22 protein-coding genes are annotated in these 22,554 nt (G+C 75.7%); 9 read left to right on the top strand and 13 right to left on the bottom strand.

The window, feature by feature from the left end; translation table 11 throughout:
• Positions 1 to 45 precede the first annotated feature (45 nt).
• Positions 46 to 1,698 carry a GGDEF domain-containing protein gene (locus D0Z06_RS11425; RefSeq protein ID WP_117377508.1) on the bottom strand — a complete coding sequence of 551 codons (1,653 nt, stop codon included), beginning with the start codon at positions 1,696 to 1,698 and terminating at the stop codon, positions 46 to 48.
• 117 nt (positions 1,699 to 1,815) lie between these two features.
• Here D0Z06_RS11425 and pheA point away from each other — a divergent pair, with 117 nt between their 5' ends.
• Positions 1,816 to 2,754: a prephenate dehydratase gene (gene pheA / locus D0Z06_RS11420; RefSeq protein ID WP_117377507.1), complete on the top strand. Its 939-nt coding sequence runs from the start codon at positions 1,816 to 1,818 to the stop codon at positions 2,752 to 2,754.
• 477 nt (positions 2,755 to 3,231) lie between these two features.
• Here the strand turns inward: pheA and D0Z06_RS11415 are convergent, their stop codons facing one another.
• Positions 3,232 to 5,367, bottom strand: a complete 2,136-nt coding sequence (locus tag D0Z06_RS11415) for an MMPL family transporter (RefSeq protein WP_233517606.1) — start codon at positions 5,365 to 5,367, stop codon at positions 3,232 to 3,234.
• A 65-nt stretch (positions 5,368 to 5,432) separates the two neighbouring features.
• On the opposite strand from D0Z06_RS11415, the gene D0Z06_RS11410 reads away from it, so the two are divergent.
• Positions 5,433 to 5,900 (top strand): MarR family winged helix-turn-helix transcriptional regulator, encoded by a 468-nt coding sequence (locus D0Z06_RS11410; protein WP_117377505.1) that lies wholly within the window; start codon positions 5,433 to 5,435, stop codon positions 5,898 to 5,900.
• A 121-nt stretch (positions 5,901 to 6,021) separates the two neighbouring features.
• Here D0Z06_RS11410 and D0Z06_RS11405 read toward each other — a convergent pair whose 3' ends face one another.
• The 4 genes from D0Z06_RS11405 to D0Z06_RS11390 form a co-directional block, all read right to left on the bottom strand.
• Positions 6,022 to 6,351 (bottom strand): GroES family chaperonin, encoded by a 330-nt coding sequence (locus D0Z06_RS11405; protein WP_233517605.1) that lies wholly within the window; start codon positions 6,349 to 6,351, stop codon positions 6,022 to 6,024.
• Between the two features lie 58 nt (positions 6,352 to 6,409).
• On the bottom strand, positions 6,410 to 6,757 hold the full coding sequence (locus D0Z06_RS11400) for a metallopeptidase family protein (protein ID WP_117377504.1): 348 nt from the start codon (positions 6,755 to 6,757) through the stop codon (positions 6,410 to 6,412).
• 10 nt (positions 6,758 to 6,767) lie between these two features.
• Positions 6,768 to 8,201, bottom strand: a complete 1,434-nt coding sequence (locus D0Z06_RS11395; RefSeq protein WP_117377503.1) for a GuaB1 family IMP dehydrogenase-related protein — start codon at positions 8,199 to 8,201, stop codon at positions 6,768 to 6,770.
• Between the two features lie 80 nt (positions 8,202 to 8,281).
• Positions 8,282 to 8,584 carry a lipopolysaccharide assembly protein LapA domain-containing protein gene (locus tag D0Z06_RS11390; RefSeq protein WP_117377502.1) on the bottom strand — a complete coding sequence of 101 codons (303 nt, stop codon included), beginning with the start codon at positions 8,582 to 8,584 and terminating at the stop codon, positions 8,282 to 8,284.
• 162 nt (positions 8,585 to 8,746) lie between these two features.
• Between D0Z06_RS11390 and serS the strand changes: the two genes are divergently transcribed.
• From serS to D0Z06_RS11365, 5 genes are all read left to right on the top strand, one after another.
• A complete protein-coding gene (gene serS, locus D0Z06_RS11385) occupies positions 8,747 to 10,042 on the top strand; it encodes a serine--tRNA ligase (protein WP_117377501.1) in 1,296 nt (431 codons plus the stop codon).
• On the top strand, positions 10,039 to 10,968 hold the full coding sequence (locus D0Z06_RS11380; RefSeq protein WP_117377500.1) for an HAD family hydrolase: 930 nt from the start codon (positions 10,039 to 10,041) through the stop codon (positions 10,966 to 10,968). The genes serS and D0Z06_RS11380 overlap by 4 nt, the downstream gene beginning before the upstream one ends.
• The gene (locus tag D0Z06_RS11375) at positions 10,961 to 11,764 is read left to right on the top strand and encodes an HAD family hydrolase (RefSeq protein WP_117377499.1); all 804 of its coding nucleotides are present in this window, start codon (positions 10,961 to 10,963) and stop codon (positions 11,762 to 11,764) included. Before D0Z06_RS11380 ends, D0Z06_RS11375 begins: the two co-directional genes overlap by 8 nt.
• A gap of 243 nt (positions 11,765 to 12,007) precedes the next feature.
• Positions 12,008 to 13,636 carry a HAMP domain-containing methyl-accepting chemotaxis protein gene (locus D0Z06_RS11370; RefSeq protein WP_117377498.1) on the top strand — a complete coding sequence of 543 codons (1,629 nt, stop codon included), beginning with the start codon at positions 12,008 to 12,010 and terminating at the stop codon, positions 13,634 to 13,636.
• Positions 13,637 to 13,824: 188 nt separating this feature from the next.
• Positions 13,825 to 14,775, top strand: a complete 951-nt coding sequence (locus D0Z06_RS11365; RefSeq protein ID WP_117377497.1) for a slipin family protein — start codon at positions 13,825 to 13,827, stop codon at positions 14,773 to 14,775.
• Here D0Z06_RS11365 and D0Z06_RS11360 read toward each other — a convergent pair.
• Positions 14,744 to 14,938, bottom strand: coding sequence for a DUF1707 SHOCT-like domain-containing protein (locus D0Z06_RS11360; protein WP_117377496.1), 195 nt, complete (start codon positions 14,936 to 14,938; stop codon positions 14,744 to 14,746). The two genes, D0Z06_RS11365 and D0Z06_RS11360, sit on opposite strands and share 32 nt — an antisense overlap.
• A gap of 13 nt (positions 14,939 to 14,951) precedes the next feature.
• Positions 14,952 to 15,509 (bottom strand): bacterial proteasome activator family protein, encoded by a 558-nt coding sequence (locus D0Z06_RS11355; RefSeq protein WP_117377495.1) that lies wholly within the window; start codon positions 15,507 to 15,509, stop codon positions 14,952 to 14,954.
• 88 nt (positions 15,510 to 15,597) lie between these two features.
• Here D0Z06_RS11355 and D0Z06_RS11350 point away from each other — a divergent pair, with 88 nt between their 5' ends.
• Positions 15,598 to 16,821 (top strand): cysteine desulfurase-like protein, encoded by a 1,224-nt coding sequence (locus D0Z06_RS11350; protein ID WP_117377494.1) that lies wholly within the window; start codon positions 15,598 to 15,600, stop codon positions 16,819 to 16,821.
• A 394-nt stretch (positions 16,822 to 17,215) separates the two neighbouring features.
• Here D0Z06_RS11350 and D0Z06_RS11345 read toward each other — a convergent pair whose 3' ends face one another.
• From D0Z06_RS11345 to folP, 5 genes are all read right to left on the bottom strand, one after another.
• The gene (locus D0Z06_RS11345; protein WP_117377493.1) at positions 17,216 to 18,208 is read right to left on the bottom strand and encodes an NAD(P)H-quinone oxidoreductase; all 993 of its coding nucleotides are present in this window, start codon (positions 18,206 to 18,208) and stop codon (positions 17,216 to 17,218) included.
• Between the two features lie 305 nt (positions 18,209 to 18,513).
• Positions 18,514 to 20,112: a 4-coumarate--CoA ligase family protein gene (locus D0Z06_RS11340; protein ID WP_117377492.1), complete on the bottom strand. Its 1,599-nt coding sequence runs from the start codon at positions 20,110 to 20,112 to the stop codon at positions 18,514 to 18,516.
• Between the two features lie 92 nt (positions 20,113 to 20,204).
• Positions 20,205 to 20,630, bottom strand: coding sequence for a PaaI family thioesterase (locus D0Z06_RS11335; RefSeq protein WP_117377491.1), 426 nt, complete (start codon positions 20,628 to 20,630; stop codon positions 20,205 to 20,207).
• Positions 20,631 to 20,682: 52 nt separating this feature from the next.
• Positions 20,683 to 21,069: a VOC family protein gene (locus D0Z06_RS11330; RefSeq protein ID WP_117377490.1), complete on the bottom strand. Its 387-nt coding sequence runs from the start codon at positions 21,067 to 21,069 to the stop codon at positions 20,683 to 20,685.
• Positions 21,070 to 21,162: 93 nt separating this feature from the next.
• Positions 21,163 to 22,023, bottom strand: a complete 861-nt coding sequence (gene folP, locus D0Z06_RS11325) for a dihydropteroate synthase (RefSeq protein WP_117377489.1) — start codon at positions 22,021 to 22,023, stop codon at positions 21,163 to 21,165.
• Between the two features lie 66 nt (positions 22,024 to 22,089).
• Here folP and D0Z06_RS11320 point away from each other — a divergent pair, with 66 nt between their 5' ends.
• Positions 22,090 to 22,551, top strand: coding sequence for a MaoC family dehydratase (locus D0Z06_RS11320; RefSeq protein WP_117377488.1), 462 nt, complete (start codon positions 22,090 to 22,092; stop codon positions 22,549 to 22,551).
• The last annotated feature ends 3 nt before the right edge of the window (positions 22,552 to 22,554 follow it).

Raw genomic sequence — 22,554 nt, 5'->3', positions numbered from 1 at the left:
CGGGGGCTCCCGCGTCCGTCCCGTCACTGGTGCCCCACGACGCGCTCACGCCGCCCCCTCCGGGTCGGTGCGCCCGCCGGGGGCGCGCACCCGGTTGCGGCCGCCGCGCTTGGCGGAGAACAGGTGCAGGTCGGCCGCGTCGAACAGCGACCGCCAGCCGGCCGGCTGGCCGTCCGGTGCCGGCGCGGTGGCCACCCCGATGCTGACCGTCACCGGCTCGGGCAGCTGCAGGTCGCCCCAGTCGGCGTCGGCCACCGCGGCCCGCAGCCGCTCGACGGCGACCAGCGCCTGGCTCTCGGTCGCCGTGGGCAGGACGACGAGGAACTCGTCCCCGGCCCAGCGGTAGACCTCGTCCTCGGCGCGGCTGTGCTCGCGCAGCAGGTCGGCCACCCGGCGCAGCACCGCGTCGCCGTGGCTGTGCGAGGTGTCGTCGTTGACCGCCTTGAAGCGGTCGATGTCGACGACGGCGAGGGACAGCGGCTCCTCGCCCAGGCGCAGGCCGCCCAGCCGGCGCTCGGCGCTGCGCCGGTTGCCCAGTCCGGTGAGCGGGTCCTCGAGCGCGTGCCGGCGCAGGACCGCCGTCTGCCGCTCGGCCTCCCGCAGGCGGCTGCGCCGGACGAACATGTCCGCCCACAGCTCGCGGCCGCGGGCGTGCGCGCGTCCGCTGTCGGCGCGGTAGGCCTCCAGCCAGTGCAGCGCCTCGGCCGGGCGGCCCATGGCCGCGGTGCCCTGGCCGAGTTCGAGCAGGCACTGGCGGTAGCGGCGGCGGTCGGCGGTGGCGGCGAAGGCCCCGGCGGCGTCGACGAGCAGGTCGGTGGCCTCCGCGGCGTGCCCGCCCCCGGCCTGGGACCGGTCCAGCCGGGTCAGCACGCGGGCGAGGGCGAGGTCGGCGTACCCGCGCAGCCAGACCCCGCCGTCCCCGCTGATGCGGCGGTGCGCCCGCCGCATCGGGCCGAGGGCCCCGGCCACGTCGCCCTGGCCGGCGATCGCCCACGCCTGGACGACGTCGAGCAGGTCGCCGTCGGCCGGGTCGGGCTCCACGTCCAGCGCCCGGGCGCCCTCGGCGCAGGTGACCGCCGCGGTGGCGAGCTCCCGGGAGCGGCCGGTCTCGCCGCGCCGGTGCAGGGTCTGGGACAGCTCGGCCTGCTGCTGGGCGCACAGCTGCAGCAGCCGCCACCGGTCCTCCTCGTCCGGCAGCGCCTGCGCCTCCCGGGACCCGGTGAGCGCCTGGGCCACGGCCAGCTCCTCGAGGTCCAGGGCGGCCAGGGTCAGCGACAGCCAGCGGTGGGCCTCGTGCAGGTCCCGCGTCGGCTCGCCCGGCTGGTGCTCGGTGAGCAGGCTGGCGTCGATCGCCAGGAGCATCGCGGCGTCCACGCGGTCGGCGGTCGCCTCGACGTGGGCCAGGTGGGCCAGGGTGAGCGCGGTGCGGGCCGTCGGCAGGCAGGAGTCGAGCGCCGCGTGGGCCGCGGTGAGCGCGGTGGCGGTGGCCTCGGGGTCGGCGAGCAGCAGGCCCCGGCGGGCGTCCAGGACGTGCCGCCAGGCGGTCCAGGCCTCGTCGGTGCGCGCGGCGAGGGCGGCCGCGACGCGGTCGTGCTCGGCGAGGAAGGCGGCCGGGTCGCCGCGCTCCCCGGCCCGGAGCAGGCGCCGCAGAGCGACGTCCAGATCACTCTCGGTGAGATGCTCGGAGCCGGGGGTCACGCATCCCTCCCACGACGGTGGACCGCCCGGTGCGGCCGGGACTTCCGGGTGCGCCGCGGCTCCCCGGGTGGGACCTGCGTCGCCACCCGACCGCACTACCCTCGCCAGGTGCCTGCGATGCCGTCTGCGCGGCCCCCGACGCGGTTCGCCTACCTCGGTCCCGAGGGTACCTTCGCCGAAGCCGCGCTCCGCACCCTCGTCCCGCCGTCCGAGGGGGCCCGCGCCCCGGCCGCGGACGTGCCGGCCGCGCTGGCCGCGGTGCGCGAGGGCGCGGCCGACGCCGCCCTGGTGCCGCTGGAGAACTCGGTCGAGGGCTCGGTGCCCGCCACGATGGACGGCCTGGCCGACGGTGCGCCGCTGTGGATCACCCGCGAGGTGGTCCTGCGCGTCTCGTTCGTGCTCGCCGCCCGCCCGGGTACCCGGCTCGCCGACGTCGGCAGCGTGGCCAGCCACCCGCACGCCCTGGCGCAGACGGCGCGCAGCCTGGGCCGGCTGCTGCCCGGCGTCGTCCCCCTGCCGGCGACCTCGACCGCGGCGGCGGCGCGGCAGGTGGCCGAGGGGGCGGTCGACGCGGCGGTCTGCGCCCCCATCGCCGCCGACCGCTACGGCCTGACCGCCCTCGCCGAGGACGTCGCCGACCACCCCGGCGCGGTGACCCGCTTCGTGCTGGTCGCGCCGCCCGGGCCGCTGCCGGAGCCGACCGGCAACGACAAGACCTCGCTGGTCGCCGTCGTCGCCGACCGCACCGGCGCGCTGCTCGACGTCCTGCACGAGTTCGCCGTGCGCGGCATCAGCCTCACCCGCATCGAGTCCCGGCCCACCCGCGAGCGGCTGTGGGTCTACTCGTTCTCCCTGGACTGCGAAGGGCACGTCGCCGACGCCCGGGTGGGCGAGGCGCTGGCGGCCCTGCACCGGGTGTGCGAGGACGTCCGGTTCCTCGGCTCCTACCCCCGCGCCGACGACCGGCTGAACCGGCCGGTGGAGGAGGTGGCCAGCGACGCCGCCTTCGGGGAGGCCGCCGCCTGGCTGGCCGCGCTGCGGTCCGGCCGCACCTGAGGTCACCGTCCCCCCCGCCCCCGCCCCCTGCCGCCCGCCCCGCTCTCGCCCCCGCCGCCGCCCCTCCCCTCCCGCGGTGATCATGGGGTTCTTGCCCCGGGACACGCCGCCCTCCGCGTGTCGTGGGGCCACGACCCCGAGATCACGGCCGCGGGCGGGGGGCGGGACGGCCGGGGCGCGAGCGGGCGACCTCGGGCCGGGTGGGTTCGGCAGCAGGGTGTGATCCGTCGTGCGCCAGTCGGCGCGCTCCGGCGCGGGTCAACCCGCGCCGCCCGACGTGGAGCCGCGCTGTGACCCGGCTCCACGTCCGACGGTGCGTGTCGACCCTGGCGGCCGCGTGGAAGGGCAGCTGGTGTCGCTGAGCCTTGGCAGGCCAGCGCGCCCCGGCGGGCGCAGCCCGGGTGCTCTGCACGCCACCCCGTCCGGTGAGCAGGACCAGGCGGACCCACGCACATCTGTCGCACCCTGCTGCCGAACTCAGGCCGGGGTGAGCTCCCGCTCCCGCTCGGGCTCGGGACGGCGGCGGGACAGCCGGCTCGGCCACCAGGTCCGGTCGCCGAGCAGGTGCACCGCCGAGGGGACGACCAGCGAGCGGACGACGAAGGTGTCGAGCAGGACCCCGAAGCCGACCAGGAACGCCAGCTGCACCAGGAACAGCAGCGGCAGCACCGACAGCGCGCCGAAGGTGGCGGCGAGCACCAGGCCCGCGGAGGTGATGACGCCGCCGGTGACGGCCAGCGCCCGCAGGACGCCGTCCCTCGTGCCGTGCCGCACCGACTCCTCCCGGGCGCGGGTCATGAGGAAGATGTTGTAGTCGATCCCCAGGGCCACGAGGAACACGAAGCCGATCAGCAGGATGCCCGGATCGCTCCCGGGGAAGCCGAAGACGTTCTCGAACAGCAGCGCCGCCACGCCCACGGTCGCGCCGACGCTGAGGACGACGGTGCTGATCAGCAGCAGCGGGGCCACCAGGGCGCGCAGCAGCAGGGCGAGGACGACGGTGATCACCGCGAGCACGGTCGGCACGATGACGCGCAGGTCCCGGGCGGCGGTCTCGCGGGCGTCGAGGTTGCTGGCGGTGTCCCCGCCGACGAGGGCCTCGGGGTCGGCGGCGTCCAGCGCCGTGCGCAGCTCCTGCACGACGGTGATCGCCTCCGTGCTGTCGGGCGCGACGTCGAGGGTGACGTCGAGCCGGACCAGCCCGTCCACGACCACGGGCCCCGCGCCGGGCTGCGCCGGCCCCTGGGCGCCGGTGAACGGGGTGACCTCGGCGACGCCGTCGACGGCGGCGGCCGCCTCGGCGACCGCGGGCCAGGCGTCCTCCGGCGTGATGACGATCGCGGGGCTGGCCACGCCGGCGTCGAAGTGCCGCGCCAGCGCCTCCTGCCCGGCGACGCCGTTGGACTCGCCACGGATGGCGTCGCTGAAGGTGATGCCCTCGGCGTCGTAGGTCGGGGCGAACACGGCCGCGGCCACCAGGGCCAGCGTGCTGATCGCCAGCACCCGCCGCGGCCGGCGCCCGACGACGCCGGCGACCCACCGCCACAGGCGGCCCTCCCGGCCCTGGTCGCCGTAGCGGGGCCGGAACGGCCAGAACGCGGCCCGCCCGAGCAGGACCAGGGCGGCCGGCAGGAAGGTGAGCGCGGCGACCACGGAGAAGGTCACGCTGACCGCCGCGACCGGGCCGAGCCCGCGGTTGGAGGCCAGGTCGGAGAGGAGCAGGCACAGCACGCCCAGGACGACGGTCGCCCCGGATGCGGTGATCGGCTCCCACGAGCGGCGCAGCGCGGTCCGCATGGCCGCGTACCGCGACCGCTCCTGGTGCAGCTCCTCGCGGAACCGGGCCACCAGCAGCAGGCCGTAGTCGGTGGCCGCACCCACGACCAGGATCGCGGCGATGCCCTGGCTCTGGCCGTTGACGGTGATGACGTCGGCGTCGGCCAGCAGGTAGGCGACCGCGTTGGCCGCGGTCAGCGCCAGCCCCGCGGTGCCGATGACCAGGAACGGCAGGATCGGGCTGCGGTAGACCACCAGCAGGATGAGCAGGACGACGCCGAACGCGGCCAGCAGCAGCAGGCCGTCGATGCCGGCGAACCCGTTGGCGAAGTCGGCGAAGATGCCGCCGGGCCCGGTGACGTAGGTGTCGGTGCCCTCGACGGGGATGGTGGCGCGCAGGTCCTCGACCACGTCGACGATCTCGTCGCCGAGCTCCGGGCTCAGCGGCAGGACCACCTGCACCGCCTCGCCGTCCGCGGAGGGGATCGGCGGGGAGACCTGGCCGGCCAGCGCGCCGGCCTCCTCGGCGACCGCGGCGGCCTCCTGGGCCCGGGCGCCGACCTGCTGCAGCGTCGCGGGGTCCAGCGGCCCGTCCCCCTCCCACAGCAGGAGGGCCGGGATGGCCTGCGTGGGGGAGAACTGCTGCTGGAGCTCCGCCACGCGGGTCGACTCCGCGCTGTCGGGCAGGAAGGCGGCGGTGTCGTTCTCCTGGACGCCGGTGAGTTGGCCGCTCAGCGACCCGAGCGGTCCGGCCGCACCGAGCCAGAGGAGCAGGACGAGGGCGGGGAGCAGCCAGCGCAGCCGGGACATGGGCAGGTTCCCTCGATCGGCGATCATCTCGATGTTCGAGACAGTAGGGTGGGGGCAGCGGGGTGCGCAACCACGGAGGAGGTGGGGAGCGGGTGGACGATCCGCGGGCGGAGATCGCGCTGCTGCTCCGGCGGCTGAACGTCGAGCTGGACGCGGTGGCGGCGCGCTTCGCCGAGCTGCACGGCCTCGGCCGCACCGACGTGCGGGCGCTGGTGGCGATCATGGACGCCGCCCGCCGGGGTCAGGCGCTGACCGCCGGCGCGCTGGGGTCGGCGGTCGAGCTGAGCTCGGCGTCGGTGACGGCGCTGGTCGACCGGCTGGAGCGGGTCGGGCACGTGCGCCGGGTGCGCGACCCGGAGGACCGCCGGCGGGTCGCCCTGGAGATCTCCGACAGCGCGATGAGCGCCGGGGCCGAGTTCTTCGGCGGGCTGCAGCGCGACCTGGTGGCGGTGATGGGGGACTTCGACGAGGCCGAGCTGGCCGTCGTCCGCCGGTTCCTGCAGGAGGCGACCGGGGTGGTCGCCGGGCACGCGCGGGCCTCCGGGCCGCCCGTCTGCTGACCCGCCGCCGGCCCGCTGACCCGCCGCCGGCCGCGGGAAAGGATGCCTCACCCGCGTATCGGGCGCCCCGACGCGGGCACAGCTTCCTCTTCCGCGCCCGCGCCGCGCCCTGCACCCGCGGTCACAGGTAGAGGCCGGTGCTCTCCTCGATCCGCTCGGCCGCGACCGCGTGCACGTCCCGCTCCCGCAGGATCACCAGCTCCTCGCCGTGCACCTCGACCTCGTGCTGGTCCTCCGGGGAGAACAGCACCTGGTCGCCGACCTTCACCTGCCGCACGCTCGAGCCGACCCCGCGGGCCTCGCCCCACACCAGGCGCTTGGCCACCTGGGCGGTGGCCGGGATGAGGATGCCGCCGGTGCTGCGCCGCTCGCCGTTCTCCTTGCGCAGCGACACGAGGATGCGGTCGTGCAGCATCTTGATCGGCAGCCCCGAGCCCTTGACGTCAGCCACGGTGCTGCAGGCTACGCGCCGCCGCGGTCCCGGCCCCGCCCCGCGGGTGCCTGCCCCGTCAGCCCCAGCCGAGCTCGTGCAGCCGCTCGTCGTCGATGCCGAAGTGGTGCGCGATCTCGTGGACGACGGTGATCGTCACCTCCTCGCGCACCTCCTCGGCGGTCGAGCACATCGCGCAGATCGGGTCCCGGTAGACCATGATCCGGTCGGGCAGCGCGCCGCCGTACTGCCAGCCGCGCTCGGTCAGCGCGTGGCCCTCGTAGAGGCCGAGCAGCTCGGGGTCCTCGTCGTTGCGGTCCTCGACCAGGACGACGACGTTGTCCAGCAGCGCCATGAGCTCGGGCGGGACCTCGTCGAGCGCGTCGGCGACGAGGTCCTCGAAGACCTCGCGGGGCAGCGGCCTCACCGGCGCCGGCTCACCAGGACGTGGGCAGCGGGCGGCCCTCTTCGTACCCGGCCGCGCTCTGCACGCCGACCACCGCGCGCTCGTGGAACTCGTCGACCGTGCGGGCCCCGGCGTAGGTGAACGAGGAGCGCACCCCGGCGACCACCTGGTCGACGAGGTCCTCCACCCCCGGCCGGGCCGGGTCCAGGTACATGCGCGAGGAGGAGATGCCCTCCTCGAACAGCCCGGCGCGGGCCCGGTCGAAGCCGCTCTGCGCCGCCGTCCGCGCCTTGACCGCGCGCGCCGAGGCCATGCCGAACGACTCCTTGTACAGCCGGCCGGAGCCGTCGTCGTGGATGTCACCGGCCGACTCGTAGGTGCCGGCGAACCAGGAGCCGACCATCACGTTCGCCGCACCGGCGGCCAGCGCCAGGGCGATGTCGCGGGGGTGCCGCACGCCGCCGTCGGCCCACACGTGCTTGCCCAGCGCCCGCGCGGCGGCGGCGCACTCCTCGACCGCCGAGAACTGCGGCCGGCCGACGCCGGTCATCATCCGGGTGGTGCACATGGCGCCGGGCCCGACGCCGACCTTGACGACGTCCGCCCCGGCCTCGACGAGGTCGCGGGTGCCCTCGGCGGTGACCACGTTGCCCGCCACCACCGCAGCGGAGCCGGCCACCGACCGGGCCGCGCGCACCGCCTCGGCCGCCTTCTCCTGGTGGCCGTGCGCGGTGTCGACCACGAGCACGTCGACGCCGGCGGCCAGCAGCGCGCCGGCCTTGCCGGCCACGTCGCCGTTGATGCCGACGGCGGCGCTGGTGAGCAGCTGCCCGGCCGCGTTGACCGCCGGGGTGTAGAGCGCCGAGCGCAGCGCGCCCTTGCGGGTGATGACGCCGACCAGCCGGTCGCCCTCGACCACCGGCGACGCGCTGATCCGCTCCCCGGAGAGCACGTCGAAGATCTTCGGCAGGTCGGTGCCCGCGGGCACGGTGAGCGGGTCGGCGGTCATCACCTCGTGCAGCTGGGTGAACCGGTCGACGCCCTGGCACTGGCCGTCGGTGACCACGCCGACCGGGCTGCCGCCCTCGACGACGACCACGATGCCGTGCGCGCGCTTGGTCAGCAGCGACAGCGCCTCGGCCACGGTCGAGGTGGGGGAGAGGGTGATCGGGGTGTCGTAGACCGGGTGCCGGGCGTGCACCCAGGAGACGACCTCCCCGACGACGTCCACCGGGATGTCCTGCGGGAGGACGGCGAGGCCGCCCCGGCGGGCGATGGTCTCGGCCATCCGCCGCCCCGAGATCGCGGTCATGTTGGCCACGACGACCGGGATGGTCGTGCCCACCCGGTCCGGCGTGGTCAGGTCGACCTCGAGCCGGGAGCCCACCGTGGAGTGGTTGGGCACCATGAAGACGTCGGCGTAGGTCAGGTCGGTCGCCGGGCGGGTGCCGCCGAGGAAGCGCATGGGCCCATTGTCCCGCAGGACGCCCGGAGGCCGCGGGTCCCGCCGGCGGTCGCCCGGCCGGCGGCCCGGCGCGCAACCGCTCAGCCGGAGGGGGCCTCGCCCCTGCGGGTCGCGCGCCGGGCCACCCGGCGGCGGTGCCGGCGCAGGATGCCCGCGGCGATCCAGACGAGGGAGCCGAGCACCGCGACCACGATGGTGTACAGCCACAGCGGCCAGGTGAAGCTCCAGAAGAGCCACGTCGTCGTCACGTCCTGGCGGTTCTGCAGCACGAAGGCCAGCAGCGCCCCCCCGCCGGCCAGTCCGCCGATCATCGCCCAGCTGATCCGGAGGCCGGCAGCCCGGTCCCCGTTCCTCGGCCCGCTCACGGGTTGCTGCTGGCTCATGGCGCCTCCCCTCGACGTGCCGCCAGCGTCCCCGCGCCCACCCGGGTGGGGCGTCGTCCCGCGGGGATGAGCCGTGCCCCGGCTCCGCGGGTGCCCCCGGGCCCCGGGGAGGGGTCGGGGCGGCCGGGCGGTGACCGGGCGTCGCCCACCTACGATCGGGGGGTGATCGACCTGCGGCTCGTGCGCGAGCACCCCGACCTCGTGACGGCCAGCCAGCGTGCCCGCGGGGCCGACGAGTCCCGGGTCGACGAGCTGCTCGCCGCCGACGCCGCGCGCCGCGACGCCGTCCGCCACGCCGACGAGCTGCGCGCCCAGCAGAAGGCGGCGTCCCAGGCGGTGAAGAAGGCCGCGCCCGAGGAGCGGCCCGCGGTGCTCGAGCGGGCCCGCGCGCTGGCCGCCGAGGTCAAGGAGGCCGAGGAGGCCCTGCGCGCCGCCGACGCGGCCCTGCGCGCGGCGCACCTGCGGCTGCCCAACGTCGTCCACGACGGCGTCCCGCCCGGCGGCGAGGACGACGCGGTCACCCTGCGCACCGTGGGCGAGGTGCCGGGGTACGACTTCGAGGTCCGCGACCACCTGCAGATCGGCGAGGCGCTCGGGGCCATCGACACCGAGCGCGGGGCCAAGGTCTCCGGCGCCCGGTTCTACTTCCTCACCGGGCCCGGCGCGCTGCTGGAGTTCGCGCTGGCCCAGCTGGCGATCACCCGCGCGGTCGCGGCCGGCTTCACGCCCGTCGTCGCACCGGCCCTGGTCAAGCCCGAGGCCATGGAGGGCACCGGGTTCCTCGGCGAGCACGACGAGGAGGTGTACCGGATCGAGCGGGACGACCTGTACCTGGTCGGGACCTCGGAGGTGGCGCTGGCCGGGATGCACGCCGGCGAGGTGCTCGACCTGTCGAGCCCGCGCCGCTACGCCGGCTGGTCGTCCTGCTTCCGCCGCGAGGCCGGCTCCTACGGCAAGGACACCCGCGGCATCATCCGCGTCCACTGGTTCGACAAGGTCGAGATGTTCAGCTTCTGCCGCCCCGAGGAGGCCGCCGCCGAGCACCTGCGGCTGCTGGCCTGGGAAGAGGAGTTCCTCCGGGCCCTCGAGCTGCCCTACCGGGTGGTGGACATCGCCGCCGGCGACCTGGGCACCAGCGCGGCACGCAAGTACGACATCGAGGCCTGGTTCCCCTCCCAGGGCGCCTACCGGGAGCTGACCAGCACCTCGGACTGCACCACCTTCCAGGCCCGGCGGCTGAACATCCGCTACAAGGACGCCGACGGGCGCAACCAGACCGCCGCCACCCTCAACGGCACCCTCTGCGCCATCGCCCGCACCATCGCCTGCCTGCTCGAGGTGCACCAGCGGGCCGACGGCTCGGTGCACGTCCCGGCGGCGCTGCGTCCCTGGCTCGGCGGCGCCGAGGTGCTGACCCCCGGCATGGCGCTGGCCGCACCCGTGCCCCCGGCGGCATGAGCGACACCGCGCCCCGGGCCGTCCTGTCCGGGCACGTCCCCTCCCCGGACGCCGACCGGGTGGTGGAGCTCGGCGACCTGGGGGACTGGCGGCCGAAACTGGTGGCCAGCGACCTCGACGGCACCCTGCTGAGCTCCGACGGCGTGGTCAGCCCGCGCACCCGGGCGGCCCTGGACGCCTGCTGGGACGCCGGCGTCCCGGTCGTCGGCGTGACCGGTCGCGGGCCCCGGCTGCTCGACAGCGTGCGGGCCGCGCTCGACGGGCGGGGCATCGCCGTCCTCGCCCAGGGCGGGTTCGTCGTCGACCTCGAGCGCGACGAGGTGCTGCGCACCGTCGGGCTGCCCCGGGACGAGGCCATGGCGGTGATCGCGCGCATCGAGGCGGTCGCCGGCGAGCTGGTGGTCGCGGTCGAGGACGCCGCCGAGCAGGCCGAGGTGCACACCGCGCTGCGCGTCCAGCACGGCTTCAACTGGCCCTACCCCGAGCCCGCGCACCTGCTGCCCCGGCACCAGGTGCTGCCGCAGGGCGCCGTGCTCAAGGTCTTCCTGCGCTCGCCCTCGATCGGCCAGGACGAGCTGCTCGCCCGCGCCCGGGAGGTCGTCGACCCGGCCGACGCCGAGCTGACCCACGCCGGCCTCGGGTTCATCGAGGTCCTGCCGGTCGGCGTCACCAAGGCCTCCGGCCTGGCCATCGCCCTGGAGCGCTACGGGGTCGGCTTCGGCGACGTGCTCGTGTTCGGCGACATGCCCAACGACCTGCCGATGCTCGAGGCGGTCCGGGACGCCGGCGGACGCGCGGTGGCGGTGGCCAACGCGCACCCCGCCGTCCGGGCGGCCACGGAGGAGGTCACCGGCGGCCACGACGCCGACGGGGTGGCCCGCTACCTGGAGGCCCTGCTGCTCGACGGGAGGCGGCCCGGTGTCTGACTGGAGGCCCCGGCTCATCGCCAGCGACATGGACGGCACGCTCCTGCGCTGGGACGACACGGTCAGCGACACCACCGTCGCCGAGCTCGCGCGCTGGCGCGCCGAGGGGGTGCCGGTCGTCCTGGCCACCGGCCGCCCGCCGCGGTGGATGACCCGCATCCGGGAGGTGCTGGGGCACGGCACCGCGGTCTGCTGCAACGGCGCCGTCCTGCTGGACCTGGCGGCGTTCGAGGTCGTCGACGAGGACCCGCTCGCGCCCGACGTCCTCCAGGAGGTCACCGCCGAGCTCCGCCGGCAGCAGCCGGACACCTGGTTCGCCGTCGAGTACGGCCTGGAGTTCCGCCACGAGCCGGTCTACCAGCCGCGCTGGGACGTCGACGCCCCCGGCGTGGCGGTGGCGACGCTGGAGGAGATGGTCGCCGCGCCGGTGGCCAAGCTGCTGGCCCGCCACGAGTCCCTGGGGCGCGACGAGTTCGTGGCCCTGGTCGAGGCCGTGGTCGGCGACCGGGCCACGGTGACCCACTCCTCGGAGGACGCCCTGGCGGAGATCTCGGCGCGCGGGGTCACCAAGGCCACCGGGCTGGCCAAGGTCGCCGCGCAGCACGGCGTGGGCCCGGAGGACGTCGTCGTCTTCGGGGACATGCCCAACGACCTCGCCGCCTTCGACTGGGTGCGGGAGGGCGGCGGGCGGGCGGTGGCCATGGCGCACGCCCACCCCGACCTGCTGGCCGCGGCCACCGACGTCACCGGCACCAACGAGGACGACGGCGTCGCGGCCTTCCTCGCCGCCCTCTGATCCCCGCCCCGGGGTCCACCGGGTCCTCCCCGCCTCCGATGACCAGCTGACCTGATCCCCGGGACTCCTGGCTCACCACGGCCTTCGTCCAGGGCACCGCCCCGAGCGGGGCGAGGGGTGGGGAGGACAGGGTCCTTCTACGGCAGCGGTGAGCCCGGAGGCGGCCGTCCCGGCTCAACAGCCCGCGCGCGCTGCCGAAGTGTGCTGTGCACCCCCGCCCAGCCCCGGAAGGCAGCCGCACCCATGGAGCACACCCGGACGCCCGCCCGCCGCGACCCGGCCGAGGACGCCACCGGCAGCCGCTGGGGCCTGCGCACCCGGCTCCTGGGCGCGGTCCTCGTCGTCGCCCTGACCACCCTGGGCGTCGGCCTGTTCGGCATCCAGCGGATGTCGGCGCTGAGCGCGCAGGCCGAGCGCGTCCACACCGAGGGCGCCGTCCCGCTCGACGGGCTGCGGCAGCTGCAGGCCGACTGGTGGGAGCTGATGGCGCACACCGCTCGCGCGAACATCCCCACCCTGCCCCCCGAGTCGCTCGCCACGTCGCAGCAGAACGCCGCGGCGGTGGGGGCGCGGCTGACCGAGCAGACCGCCGCGGTGGCGGCGATGCCGCTCTCGGCCGACGCCCGGGAGGCCTTCGACCGCTTCCAGCCCGCCGTCGAGTCCTACCTGGCGGTGCTCGGGCAGATGGTCGCCGCGCGGGGCACCAGCACCCCGGACCAGCTCCGCGGCATGGTCGCCCAGCTCACCGAGCAGGAGGCCGTGATCAGCGGGTCGATCGCCGCGGCCACGGCCGCGGCGAGCGCGCAGGCGGTCGGCACCGCGGCGGACGCCGAGGACGCCTACACCGCGGCGCGCACCCTCACCCTGGTGATCATCGCGCTCGGGCTCGTGGTCTCCGTCGCGCTGGCCTCCCTCGTCGCCCGCGGCGTGACCCGTCCCGTGCAGCGCATCCGGGAGGTCCTCGGCCGGGTCGCCGCCGGTGACCTCACCGTCCGGGCCGGCCGCACCGGCGGCGCGGAGCTGGGGGAGATGGCGCGCTCGCTGGACGACACCCTCGACGCGCTCGGCGGCGTCCTCACGCTGGTGCACGACTCCTCCCGGCGGCTGAACGACGCGTCGGCGGAGCTGAGCGCCGCCTCCGGCGCGATCGCGGACAACGCCCGCACCGCGGCCGGCCAGGCCGACGTCGTCGTCGCCTCCTCCGGCGAGGTGGCCGCCAGCGTCGACACCGTGGCGGCCGGCTCCACGCAGATGGAGTCCGCGATCCGCGAGATCTCCCGCAACGCGACGGAGGCCGCCCGGGTGGCCGGTCAGGCGGTCGGGGTCGCCGAGAGCACCACCCGGACCGTCGGCAAGCTCGGCGACTCCTCGCAGGAGATCGCCACCGTGGTGAAGCTGATCAACGGCATCGCCGAGCAGACCAACCTGCTCGCGCTCAACGCCACCATCGAGGCGGCGCGTGCCGGCGAGGCCGGGAAGGGCTTCGCGGTGGTCGCCAGCGAGGTCAAGGAGCTCGCGCAGGAGACCGCCCGGGCGACCGAGGACATCTCGCGGCGGGTCGAGACCATCCAGGGCGACACCGCCGGGGCGGTCGAGGCCATCCGGCAGATCAGCACCGTGATCGGGGAGATCAACGACTTCCAGGCGACGATCGCCGCGGCCGTCGAGGAGCAGACCGCCACCACCGACGAGATGAACCGCAACGTGGCCGAGGCCGCCACCGGGTCGCGGCAGATCGCCGCGGCGATCACCGGGCTGGCCGCCGGCACCCAGGAGACCAACGCCCGGGTGGAGGACGCGCAGCGGGCGGCCGAGGAGCTGGCCCGCATGAGCGGTGACCTGCGGGACGCCGTCCGCCGCTTCACCGTCTGACACCCGCGCGACGTGGTCACGGGGTCCGGGGGACGGCTCGCCGACGGCGCCCGGTGCACCTCCCCCGGACCCCCTGACCGTCGTGGCAGCCCGCCCCGCGACCTGGGAGGATGGTGGTGGACGGGCCGGCGCTCCAGGTGCCGTGGGAACGTCCTGACGACGCCGCGCCGGCCGGGAGGAGGCCGGCCATGGATGTCGCCCTCATCGTGCTGGCGGTCGTGGCCGTCGTCGCACTCGTCGTCCTGGGCGCGAGCGTCCGGATGGTGCAGCAGTACCAGCGCGGGGTGGTGCTCCGCTTCGGCCGGTTGCTGGAGGGCGTCCGGGAGCCGGGGCTGCGGCTGCTGATCCCGTTCGTCGACCAGATGACCAAGGTGCCCGTGCAGACCCTGGTCCTCGACGTGCCCTCGCAGGGCACGATCACCCGGGACAACGTGACCATCGGCGTGGACGCCGTCGTCTACTTCCGCGTGGTCGACCCCGTGAAGGCGGTCATCAACGTCGAGAACTACATGATCGCCACCTCGCAGGTCTCCCAGACCTCGCTGCGGTCGGTGATCGGCCGGGCGGACCTCGACACCCTCCTGTCGGACCGGGAGGCGATCAACGCCGAGCTGCGCGCGGTCATCGACACCCCCACCGAGGACTGGGGCATCAAGATCGACCGGGTCGAGGTCAAGGACATCTCGCTGCCCGAGGGCATGCGGCGGTCCATGTCGCGGCAGGCCGAGGCCGAGCGCGACCGGCGGGCCCGCGTCATCTCCGCGGACGGCGAGCTGCAGGCCTCCAGCAAGCTCGCCCAGGCCGCCGACGCCATGAGCGCCACCCCCGGCGCCCTGCAGCTGCGGCTGCTGCAGACCGTCGCCGACGTCGCGTCGGAGAAGAACAGCACCCTGGTCATGCCGTTCCCGGTCGAGCTGCTGCGCTTCTTCGAGCAGGCCGCCGGGGCGCAGCAGGCCCCCGGGGCCCAGCAGGTCGAGAGCGCCCGGGACGCCGCGGGCGACGGTCAGCCGGAGGTCGGGGAGGAGACCGAGGAGGGCACCCGCGCCCTGCCCGCGGCCGTCCCCGAGGGGCGCGTCGACGGGCTGACCGGCGCCACCACCGCGGGGCTCACCACAGACTCCGCGGCAGGTCGGCGGTGAGCTCGGCGAGGTCGCCGCGGGTGCGGGCCGCGTAGGCGGCCCGCACCCGCTCGTCGAACTCGTCGACCGTCAGCCGCCCCTGGGTCAGGCCCCGCTGCAGCTGGCGCACCGTCTCCTCGCGCTCGGCGTCGGACGCGCGGACCGCCTCGTCCCCTGCTGGCACCGGCCCTCCCCGCTCACAGGTACTGGCCGCCGCCGGGGCGCAGGTCGGGTTGCTGCGGTGGCTGCGAGCCACCCGGCAGCGCCCGCCGGCGCATCTCCTCCAGCTGCGCCCGGGCGGCCATCTGCTGGGCGAACAGCGCGGTCTGGATGCCGTGGAAGACGCCCTCGAGCCAGCCCACCAGCTGGGCCTGGGCGATGCGCAGCTCGGCGTCCGACGGGGTCTGGTCCTCGCTGAAGGGCAACGTGATCCGCTCCAGCTCGTCGCGCAGCTCCGGGGCCAGGCCCTGCTCGAGCTCGCGGATCGAGGAGGCGTGGATGTCGCGCAGCCGCTGGCGGCTGGCGTCGTCCAGCGGCGCCGCGCGGACCTCCTCGAGCAGCTGCTTGATCATCGTACCGATCCGCATGACCTTCGCGGGCTGCTCGACCATGTCGCCGACGGCCCCGGCGCCCTCGCCCGGCTCGACGTCCCCGCCCGGCGCCTGCGACATCGGCATCGTGCCGACCGGCCGGCCGTCGGGGCCGACGACGACGACCTGCTGAGGGCGATCACTGCCGTTTCCCGGTGCGGTCATGCACCCATCCTGCCCCGCCCGGTCGGCCCGCGAACGCGGCCCCTGCGCACCCGAGCCCGGCGGCCGCCCAGCGTCTACGGTTCCACCCATGGCGTGGGGGGAGGCACGGCTGGACGTCGCCCGCGTCCGCGGTCTCTTCCCGGGGCTCTCCGACGGGTTCGTGCACGCCGACGGCGCGGCCGGCGCCCTGCTGCCGGAGAGCGTCGTGCACGCGGTGAGCTCGGCGATGCGGGTGCCGGTCGCCGGCCGGGGCGGTGTCTTCCCCGCCTCCGGGCGCGCCGAGGGGCTGGTCTCGGCCGCGCGCGCGGCGGTCGCCGACCTGGTCGGCGGGGCGCCCGGGGGCGTGGTGCTCGGCCCGAACCCCACCGCGCTGACCTACACCTTCGCCCGGGCGGTCGCCCGCACCTGGCGCCGCGGCGACGAGGTCGTGGTCAGCCGGCTCGACCACGACGCGAACATCCGGCCCTGGGTGCAGATGGCCGCCGAGCGCGGGGCCACCGTGCGCTGGGCGGAGGTGGACATCGAGACCGGGGAGCTGCCCGACTGGCAGTACGACGACCTGCTGACCGAGCGCACCCGCCTGGTGGCCGTCACCGCGGCCAGCGACGCCCTCGGCACCTGCCCGGACGTGCCGGCGATCGCCGCCCGGGCGCGCCAGGTCGGCGCGCTGGTGCACGTCGACGCCGTCCACGCCGCGCCGCACGCGCTGCTGGACCGCGCCGTGCTGGGCGCCGACTCGCTGACCGTCTCGGCCGACCGGTGGTGCGGCCCGCGCGTGGCGGCGCTGGTGGCCGACCCCGGCCTGCTGGAGGAGCTGCAGCCCGACAGGCTGCTGCCCGACCCGGACCGGGTGCCGGAACGGTTCGAGACCGGCGGCCTCCCGTTCGAGCTGCTCGCCGGCGTCACCGCGGCGGTCGAGCACCTGGCCGGGCTCGCCGACGGCGCCACCGGCTCCCGGCGGGAGCGGCTGCGCACCTCGATGGCCGCGGTCGCCGCCTACGAGGGGGAGCTGTTCGCCTGGCTGGACGAGGCGCTGCGGGCGATGCGGCACGTGCACGTCCTCGGGGAGGCGCCGCGGCGCACGCCCACGGCGTCGTTCACCGTCGAGGGCATGCGCGCCCGCCAGGCCGCCGCCGAGCTGGCCCGCCGCGGCATCTGCGCGTGGGACGGCGACTTCGCGGCCCGGGAGCTGTTCGACGCCCTCGGCGTGAACGAGCAGGGCGGCGCGGTCCAGCTGGGCCTCATGCACTACAACACCGCGGAGGAGGTCGGCTACCTCGTCGACGCGGTGGCGGCGCTGCGGCCGAGGTGAGCCCGCGGGCGGGCTGCCCCGGGTCGCGCCGGGGCCTCGGCCCTACGGGTGGGGCGACCACTCGCGCGGTGCCCGGCCCTGCCGTCCCGCGAGGGTGCGTATCTGCTCCGCGCTCGGGCTGCAGCCGTTGGGGCAGTCGAACTCGACGGGTCGAGCGCTGGACCAGCCGACGGCCGCGACCCGCCGGCAGACCGGGCAGTCCTCCCAGGTGACCCGTTCGCTCACGTCCAAGGTGCTGTCCTCCCGTGGCATGGCGCCATCCGGAACGGGGGACCGGCCGCGTGGCTCCGGCCCAGGTCCCCCCGCGACACGGCGTCCATCGGCTCCGAGCCCCCCTCTGAAACGCCTCGCCGCGGGTGAGCTCGTTCCGGTACGCGCCCGTGCCGGGAGGTCCTCAGCCGTCCGTCAGCAGCAGCACCTTGCCGACGTGCTCGCTGGCGTCGACCACCCGGTGCGCCTCGGCGGCGCGGGACATCGGCAGCCGCCGGTCCACGATCGGCCGGACGACGCCCCGCTCGACGTCGGGCCACACGTCGTGCAGCACCGCCGCCACGACCTCGGCCTTGCTGCCGGGGCCGGTCGCCGGCCGCCCGCGCAGCGTCGTGGCGTGGATGGTGCCCCGCTTGCGCATGAGCGTGCCGAGGTCCAGCTCGGCCTTCGTCCCGCCCTGCATCCCGATGCACACCAGCCGGCCGCCGGCCGCCAGCGCGTCGACGTTGCGGGCCAGGTACTTGGCGCCCATGTTGTCGAGGACGACGTCCACCCCCGCGCCGTCGGTCTCCTCGCGGACCCGCTCGACGAAGTCCTCCTCGCGGTAGTTGATGCCGACCTCGGCGCCCAGCTCCCGGCAGACGTCGAGCTTGGCCGGCGTCCCGGCGGTGGTGAACACCCGGGCGCCGGCCCGGGCGGCCAGCTGGACGGCCATCGTGCCGATGCCGCTCGAGCCGCCGTGCACCAGGAAGCAGTCACCCCGGCGCAGCCCGGCGAGCATGAACACGTTGGACCACACCGTGCACACCACCTCGGGCAGCGCCGCCGCGGTCGCCAGCTCCACCCCGGCCGGGCGCGGCAGCAGCTGGCCGGCCGGGACGGCGACGCGCTCGGCGTACCCGCCGCCCGACAGCAGGGCGCACACCTCGTCGCCGACCGACCAGCCGGTGACCCCCTCGCCGACCTCGCTGACCACCCCGCTGCACTCCAGGCCCAGGACGTCGCTGGCCCCGGGGGGTGGCGGGTAGTTGCCCGCCCGCTGCAGCAGGTCGGCCCGGTTGACCGCCGTGGCCACCACGTCCACCAGTACCTCACCGGGCCCCGGCACCGGGTCGGGCGCCTCCCCCCACACGAGGACGTCGGGGCCGCCGGGCTCGGAGAAGGTCACCGCACGCATGCCCCGACCTTAAGAGGACCCCCGTGCCCCCCACCGCTCGCAGGCTCGCGGCGGGACCCTGCACGGGGGCCGCCCGTGCCCCCCACCGCTCGCAGGCTCGCGGCGGGACCCTGCACGGGGGCCGCCCGTGCCCCCCCACCGCTCGCAGGCTCGCGGCGGGACCCTGCACGGGGGCCGCCCGTGCCCCCCCACCGCTCGCAGGCTCGCGGCGGGACCCTGCACGGGGGCCGCCCGTGCCCCCGCCGAACTCGCGGGGGAGCTTCGGCCGCGGGGCCGGCCGGACGCACCGGCCGGCCCCGGGTAGGTCAGGCGCGGGCCTTGAGGTCCTTGCGCAGGATCTTGCCCGCCGCCGACTTCGGCACCTGGTCGATGAACTCGACGAAGCGGATCTTCTTGTGCGGGGCCACCTTGCCGGCCATGTACTCCATGACCGCCTGCTCGGTGACCTCCGAGCCGGGCGTGCGGACCACGAAGGCCTTCGGCAGCTCCTCGCCGCTCTCCTTATCCGGGACGCCGATGACCGCGGCGTCGGCGATCTCCGGGTGGCCCAGCAGCACGGCCTCGAGCTCGGCGGGGGCGACCTGGTAGCCCTTGTACTTGATCAGCTCCTTGACCCGGTCGACCACCGTGTAGCGGCCGTCCTCGTCGACGACGGCGACGTCCCCGGTGCGCAGCCAGCCCTCGGGGTCGAGGGTGTTCGCGGTGGCCTCCGGGTTGTTCAGGTAGCCCTTCATGACCTGCGGCCCGCGGACCCACAGCTCGCCGCGCTCGCCGGCGGCGGCGTCCTGCCCGGTCTCGGGGTCGACCAGCCGGCACTCGGTGTTCGGGACGGCGTAGCCCACCGAGCCCTTCGGCACCGCGGAGGTGACGCCGGCCGGCTCCTTGCCCTCGTCCGGCGTGGTGTGCGAGACCGGCGACAGCTCGGTCATGCCGTAGCCCTGCGCCACGGTGACGCCGGTGCCGGCGCCCTTGCGCAGCCGCCGCTCGGCGGCGAGGGCCAGCTGCTCGTCCAGCGGGGCGGCGCCGGAGGTGATCGAGCGCAGCGACGACAGGTCGTAGGAGTCGACCAGGGGGTGCTTGGCCAGCGCGAGCAGGATCGGCGGCGCCACGAACGCCCGGGTGATCCTGTGGTCCTGGATGGTGCGGAGGAAGTCCTCCAGGTCGAAGCGCGGCAGCGTCACGACCGCGCCGCCCCAGGCCAGGCCCTGGTTCATCAGGACGGTGAGGCCGTAGATGTGGAAGAACGGCAGGACGGCGATGATCCGCTCGTCCGCGCCGAGGTCGATCAGCGGCTTGCACTGGGCGACGTTGGCCACCAGGTTGCGGTGGGTCAGCATGACGCCCTTGGGCAGGCCGGTCGTGCCGCTGGAGTAGGGCAGCGTCACCAGGTCGTTCGCCGGGTCGATGTCGACCTGGGCCGACGGTGCGTCGCTGCCGAGCAGGTCCAGCAGCGACGCGTGGCCCTCGGCGCCGTCCATGACGACGACCTCGTCCACCGGGGCCTTCTCGACCGCGGCCAGCGCCCGGTCCAGGAACGGCGAGACGGTGACGAGCACCTTCGCGCCGGAGTCGCGCAGCTGGAAGGCGATCTCGTCGGGCGTGTACAGCGAGTTGATCGGGCTCATCACGCAGCCGGCGGCCGCGATGCCGTGGAAGACCACGGGGAACCACGGGGTGTTCGGGCAGAAGACGGCGACGACGTCGCCCTTGCGCAGCCCGCGGGCGTGCAGCGCCGCGGCCACCCGGTCGACGTAGGCGGCCAGCTGGCCGTGGGTGATGGTGTCGCCCTTCAGCCCGTCCACCAGCGCGGGCGCGTCCGGGTTCGCGCTGCCGGCGGACAGGACGTACGCGGGGACCGACAGGTCGGGGATCTCGATGTCGGGGTACAGGCTGGCCAGGGCCACGGGTCGTGCTCCTCGGGTCTCGGGTGTGTCGCCAGTCTCACATCCCCGGTGGCTCCCGTCACAGGTGGGTTACCCGTGGGTACCGGAACGGGTCACCGGGGCCAGAGCACGGACTGGGTGCAGCGGAACAGCCCGAGCGTCTTCCCGGTGGCCTCGGCGGTCACGACGGCGTCCCAGACCTGCGTCGTCCGCCCGGCGTGGGCGTTGGTCGCGACCGTGGCGATCCGGCCCTCGCGGACCGTGCCGAGGTAGTTGGTCTTGAGCTCGATCGTGGTGAAGCCGCTGGAGCCCTCCGGCAGCAGCGCCCGGGTGGCCAGCCCGCAGGCGGTGTCGGCCAGCCCCACCACGGTCGCGGCGTGCAGGTAACCGTTGGGCGCGAGCAGCTCCGGGCGGACGTCGACGTGCGCGGTCAGCCGGCCCGGCTCGTGGGTGTCGATGACCAGCCCCAGCAGCCCGGGGAGGGTCCCGGGCAGGAGGGCGTTGAGCTCGTCGGCGGTGTGGAACCCGGTGGCGGCCATGCGCGGCAACCTATCCAGGGCCCGTGCCCGGGAATCGGGTGACCGGCGGTGCTCACGTCCCGGCGGCGGTCTCCCACAGGCCGACGACGTTGCCCTCCGGGTCCCGCACGTAGGCGCTCCACCCCATGTCGCCCACCGGCTGCTTGCCGAGCACGGTCTCCCCGCCGAGCTCGCCGATGCGCTCGAGCGCGACGTCGATGCTCTCCACGTCGACGACGACGACCGGGGTGCCGGCGACGCTCTCCGGCCGCGGCAGCATCCCCCCGTTGACGAAGCCCGGCTCGGCGGGGCCCGCGTCCCCGGTCGGCCCGGTCGTCACCAGGGTGTAGTCCATGCCGGGGTAGGACTGCAGCTGCCAGCCGAAGGCCTCCTTGTAGAAGGCCCGCGCACGATCCCCGTCGTCGAAGGGGATCTCGAAGTGGACGACGCGTCCGGTCACGGGAACACCTCCTGCACCGCACGAGCACCTGCCCCACCTGGCGGACGGGGGCGACGCTAGACCGGCCGCGGCGCCGGGGGAACGGGTTCTCGCTCAGGCCAGGCCGCGGGTGGTGCGGGCGGGCGGGCGGTCGCCGCGGATCGAGGCGACCATGTCCAGCGTCTGCCGGGTCGGCGCCACGTCGTGCGCGCGGAACACCCGGGCGCCCAGCCAGGCGCTCACCGCGGTCGCGGCCAGGGTGCCGGTGAGCCGCTCCTCCAGCGGGACGTCGAGGGTCTCGCCGACGAAGTCCTTGTTCGACAGCGCGACCAGCACCGGCCAGCCGGTGGCGACCAGCTCGTCCAGGCGCCGGGTCGCCTCCAGCGAGTGCCGGGTGTTCTTGCCGAAGTCGTGGCCGGGGTCGACCAGCACCCGGTCGGGGTCCACGCCGGCGGCCACCGCGGCCCCGGCCAGCGCCGTCGTCCGCGCCACCACGTCGGCCACCACGTCGTCGTAGGTCACCCGGTGCGGCCGCGTGCGGGGCGGCAGCCCGCCGGCGTGGGTGCACACGATCCCCGCGCCGGCCGCCGCGGCCACGGCGGCGAGCTCCGGGTCCACCCCGCCCCAGGCGTCGTTGACGACGTCCGCACCCGCCGCGAGCGCCTCCCGCGCCACCTCCGCGCGCCAGGTGTCGATCGAGATCGGCAGCGCCGGGTGCGCCGCCCGGATCGCCGCCACCAGGTCGACCGTGCGGCGGATCTCCTCGGCGGCGTCCACGTGCTCGCCGGGGGCGGCCTTGACCCCGCCGACGTCCACCATGTCCGCGCCCTCGGCGACCACCCGGTCGACGCGCTCCACGGCCCGGGCGAGCTCGTAGGTGGCCCCGCGGTCGTAGAACGAGTCGGGGGTGCGGTTGACGATCGCCATGACGACGAGGTCGCCGTCGGGCACGTCGAGACCGCCGATCCGCAGCACGCCGTCCCCCCGTCCTCACCGGTGTGGTGGAGTCAGCCAACCAGACCGGGACGAGGGAGGACGGACATGGCGCAGACGACCGCCGACGGCGTCGAGGGCGTGCAGGAGCTGGTCGGGCAGCACCTGGGGCACAGCGAGTGGCTGGAGATCACCCAGGAGCGGGTCGACCGGTTCGCCGAGGCCACCGGCGACCACCAGTGGATCCACGTCGACCCGGAGCGGGCCCGGCGGGAGAGCCCGTTCGGCGGCCCGGTGGCGCACGGCTACCTGACGCTGTCGCTGCTGCCGATGCTCATGCCGCAGATCATGGAGACCACCGGGTTCCGGATGGGTGTCAACTACGGCCTGGAGAAGGTCCGCTTCCCGGCGCCGGTGCCGGTGGGCAGCCGGGTGCGGGCCGGGGCGACGCTGGACTCGGCGACGCCGTTCGACGGCGGGGTGCAGATGGTGGCCACGGTGACCGTCGAGGTCGAGGGCGGGTCCAAGCCGGCGATGGTGGCCACGACGGTCTCCCGCCGCTACGTCTGACGC

The organism is Geodermatophilus marinus, from assembly GCF_003428645.1.
Lineage (GTDB): Bacteria > Actinomycetota > Actinomycetes > Mycobacteriales > Geodermatophilaceae > Geodermatophilus.
This window is presented reverse-complemented; position numbering and strand designations above follow the sequence as displayed.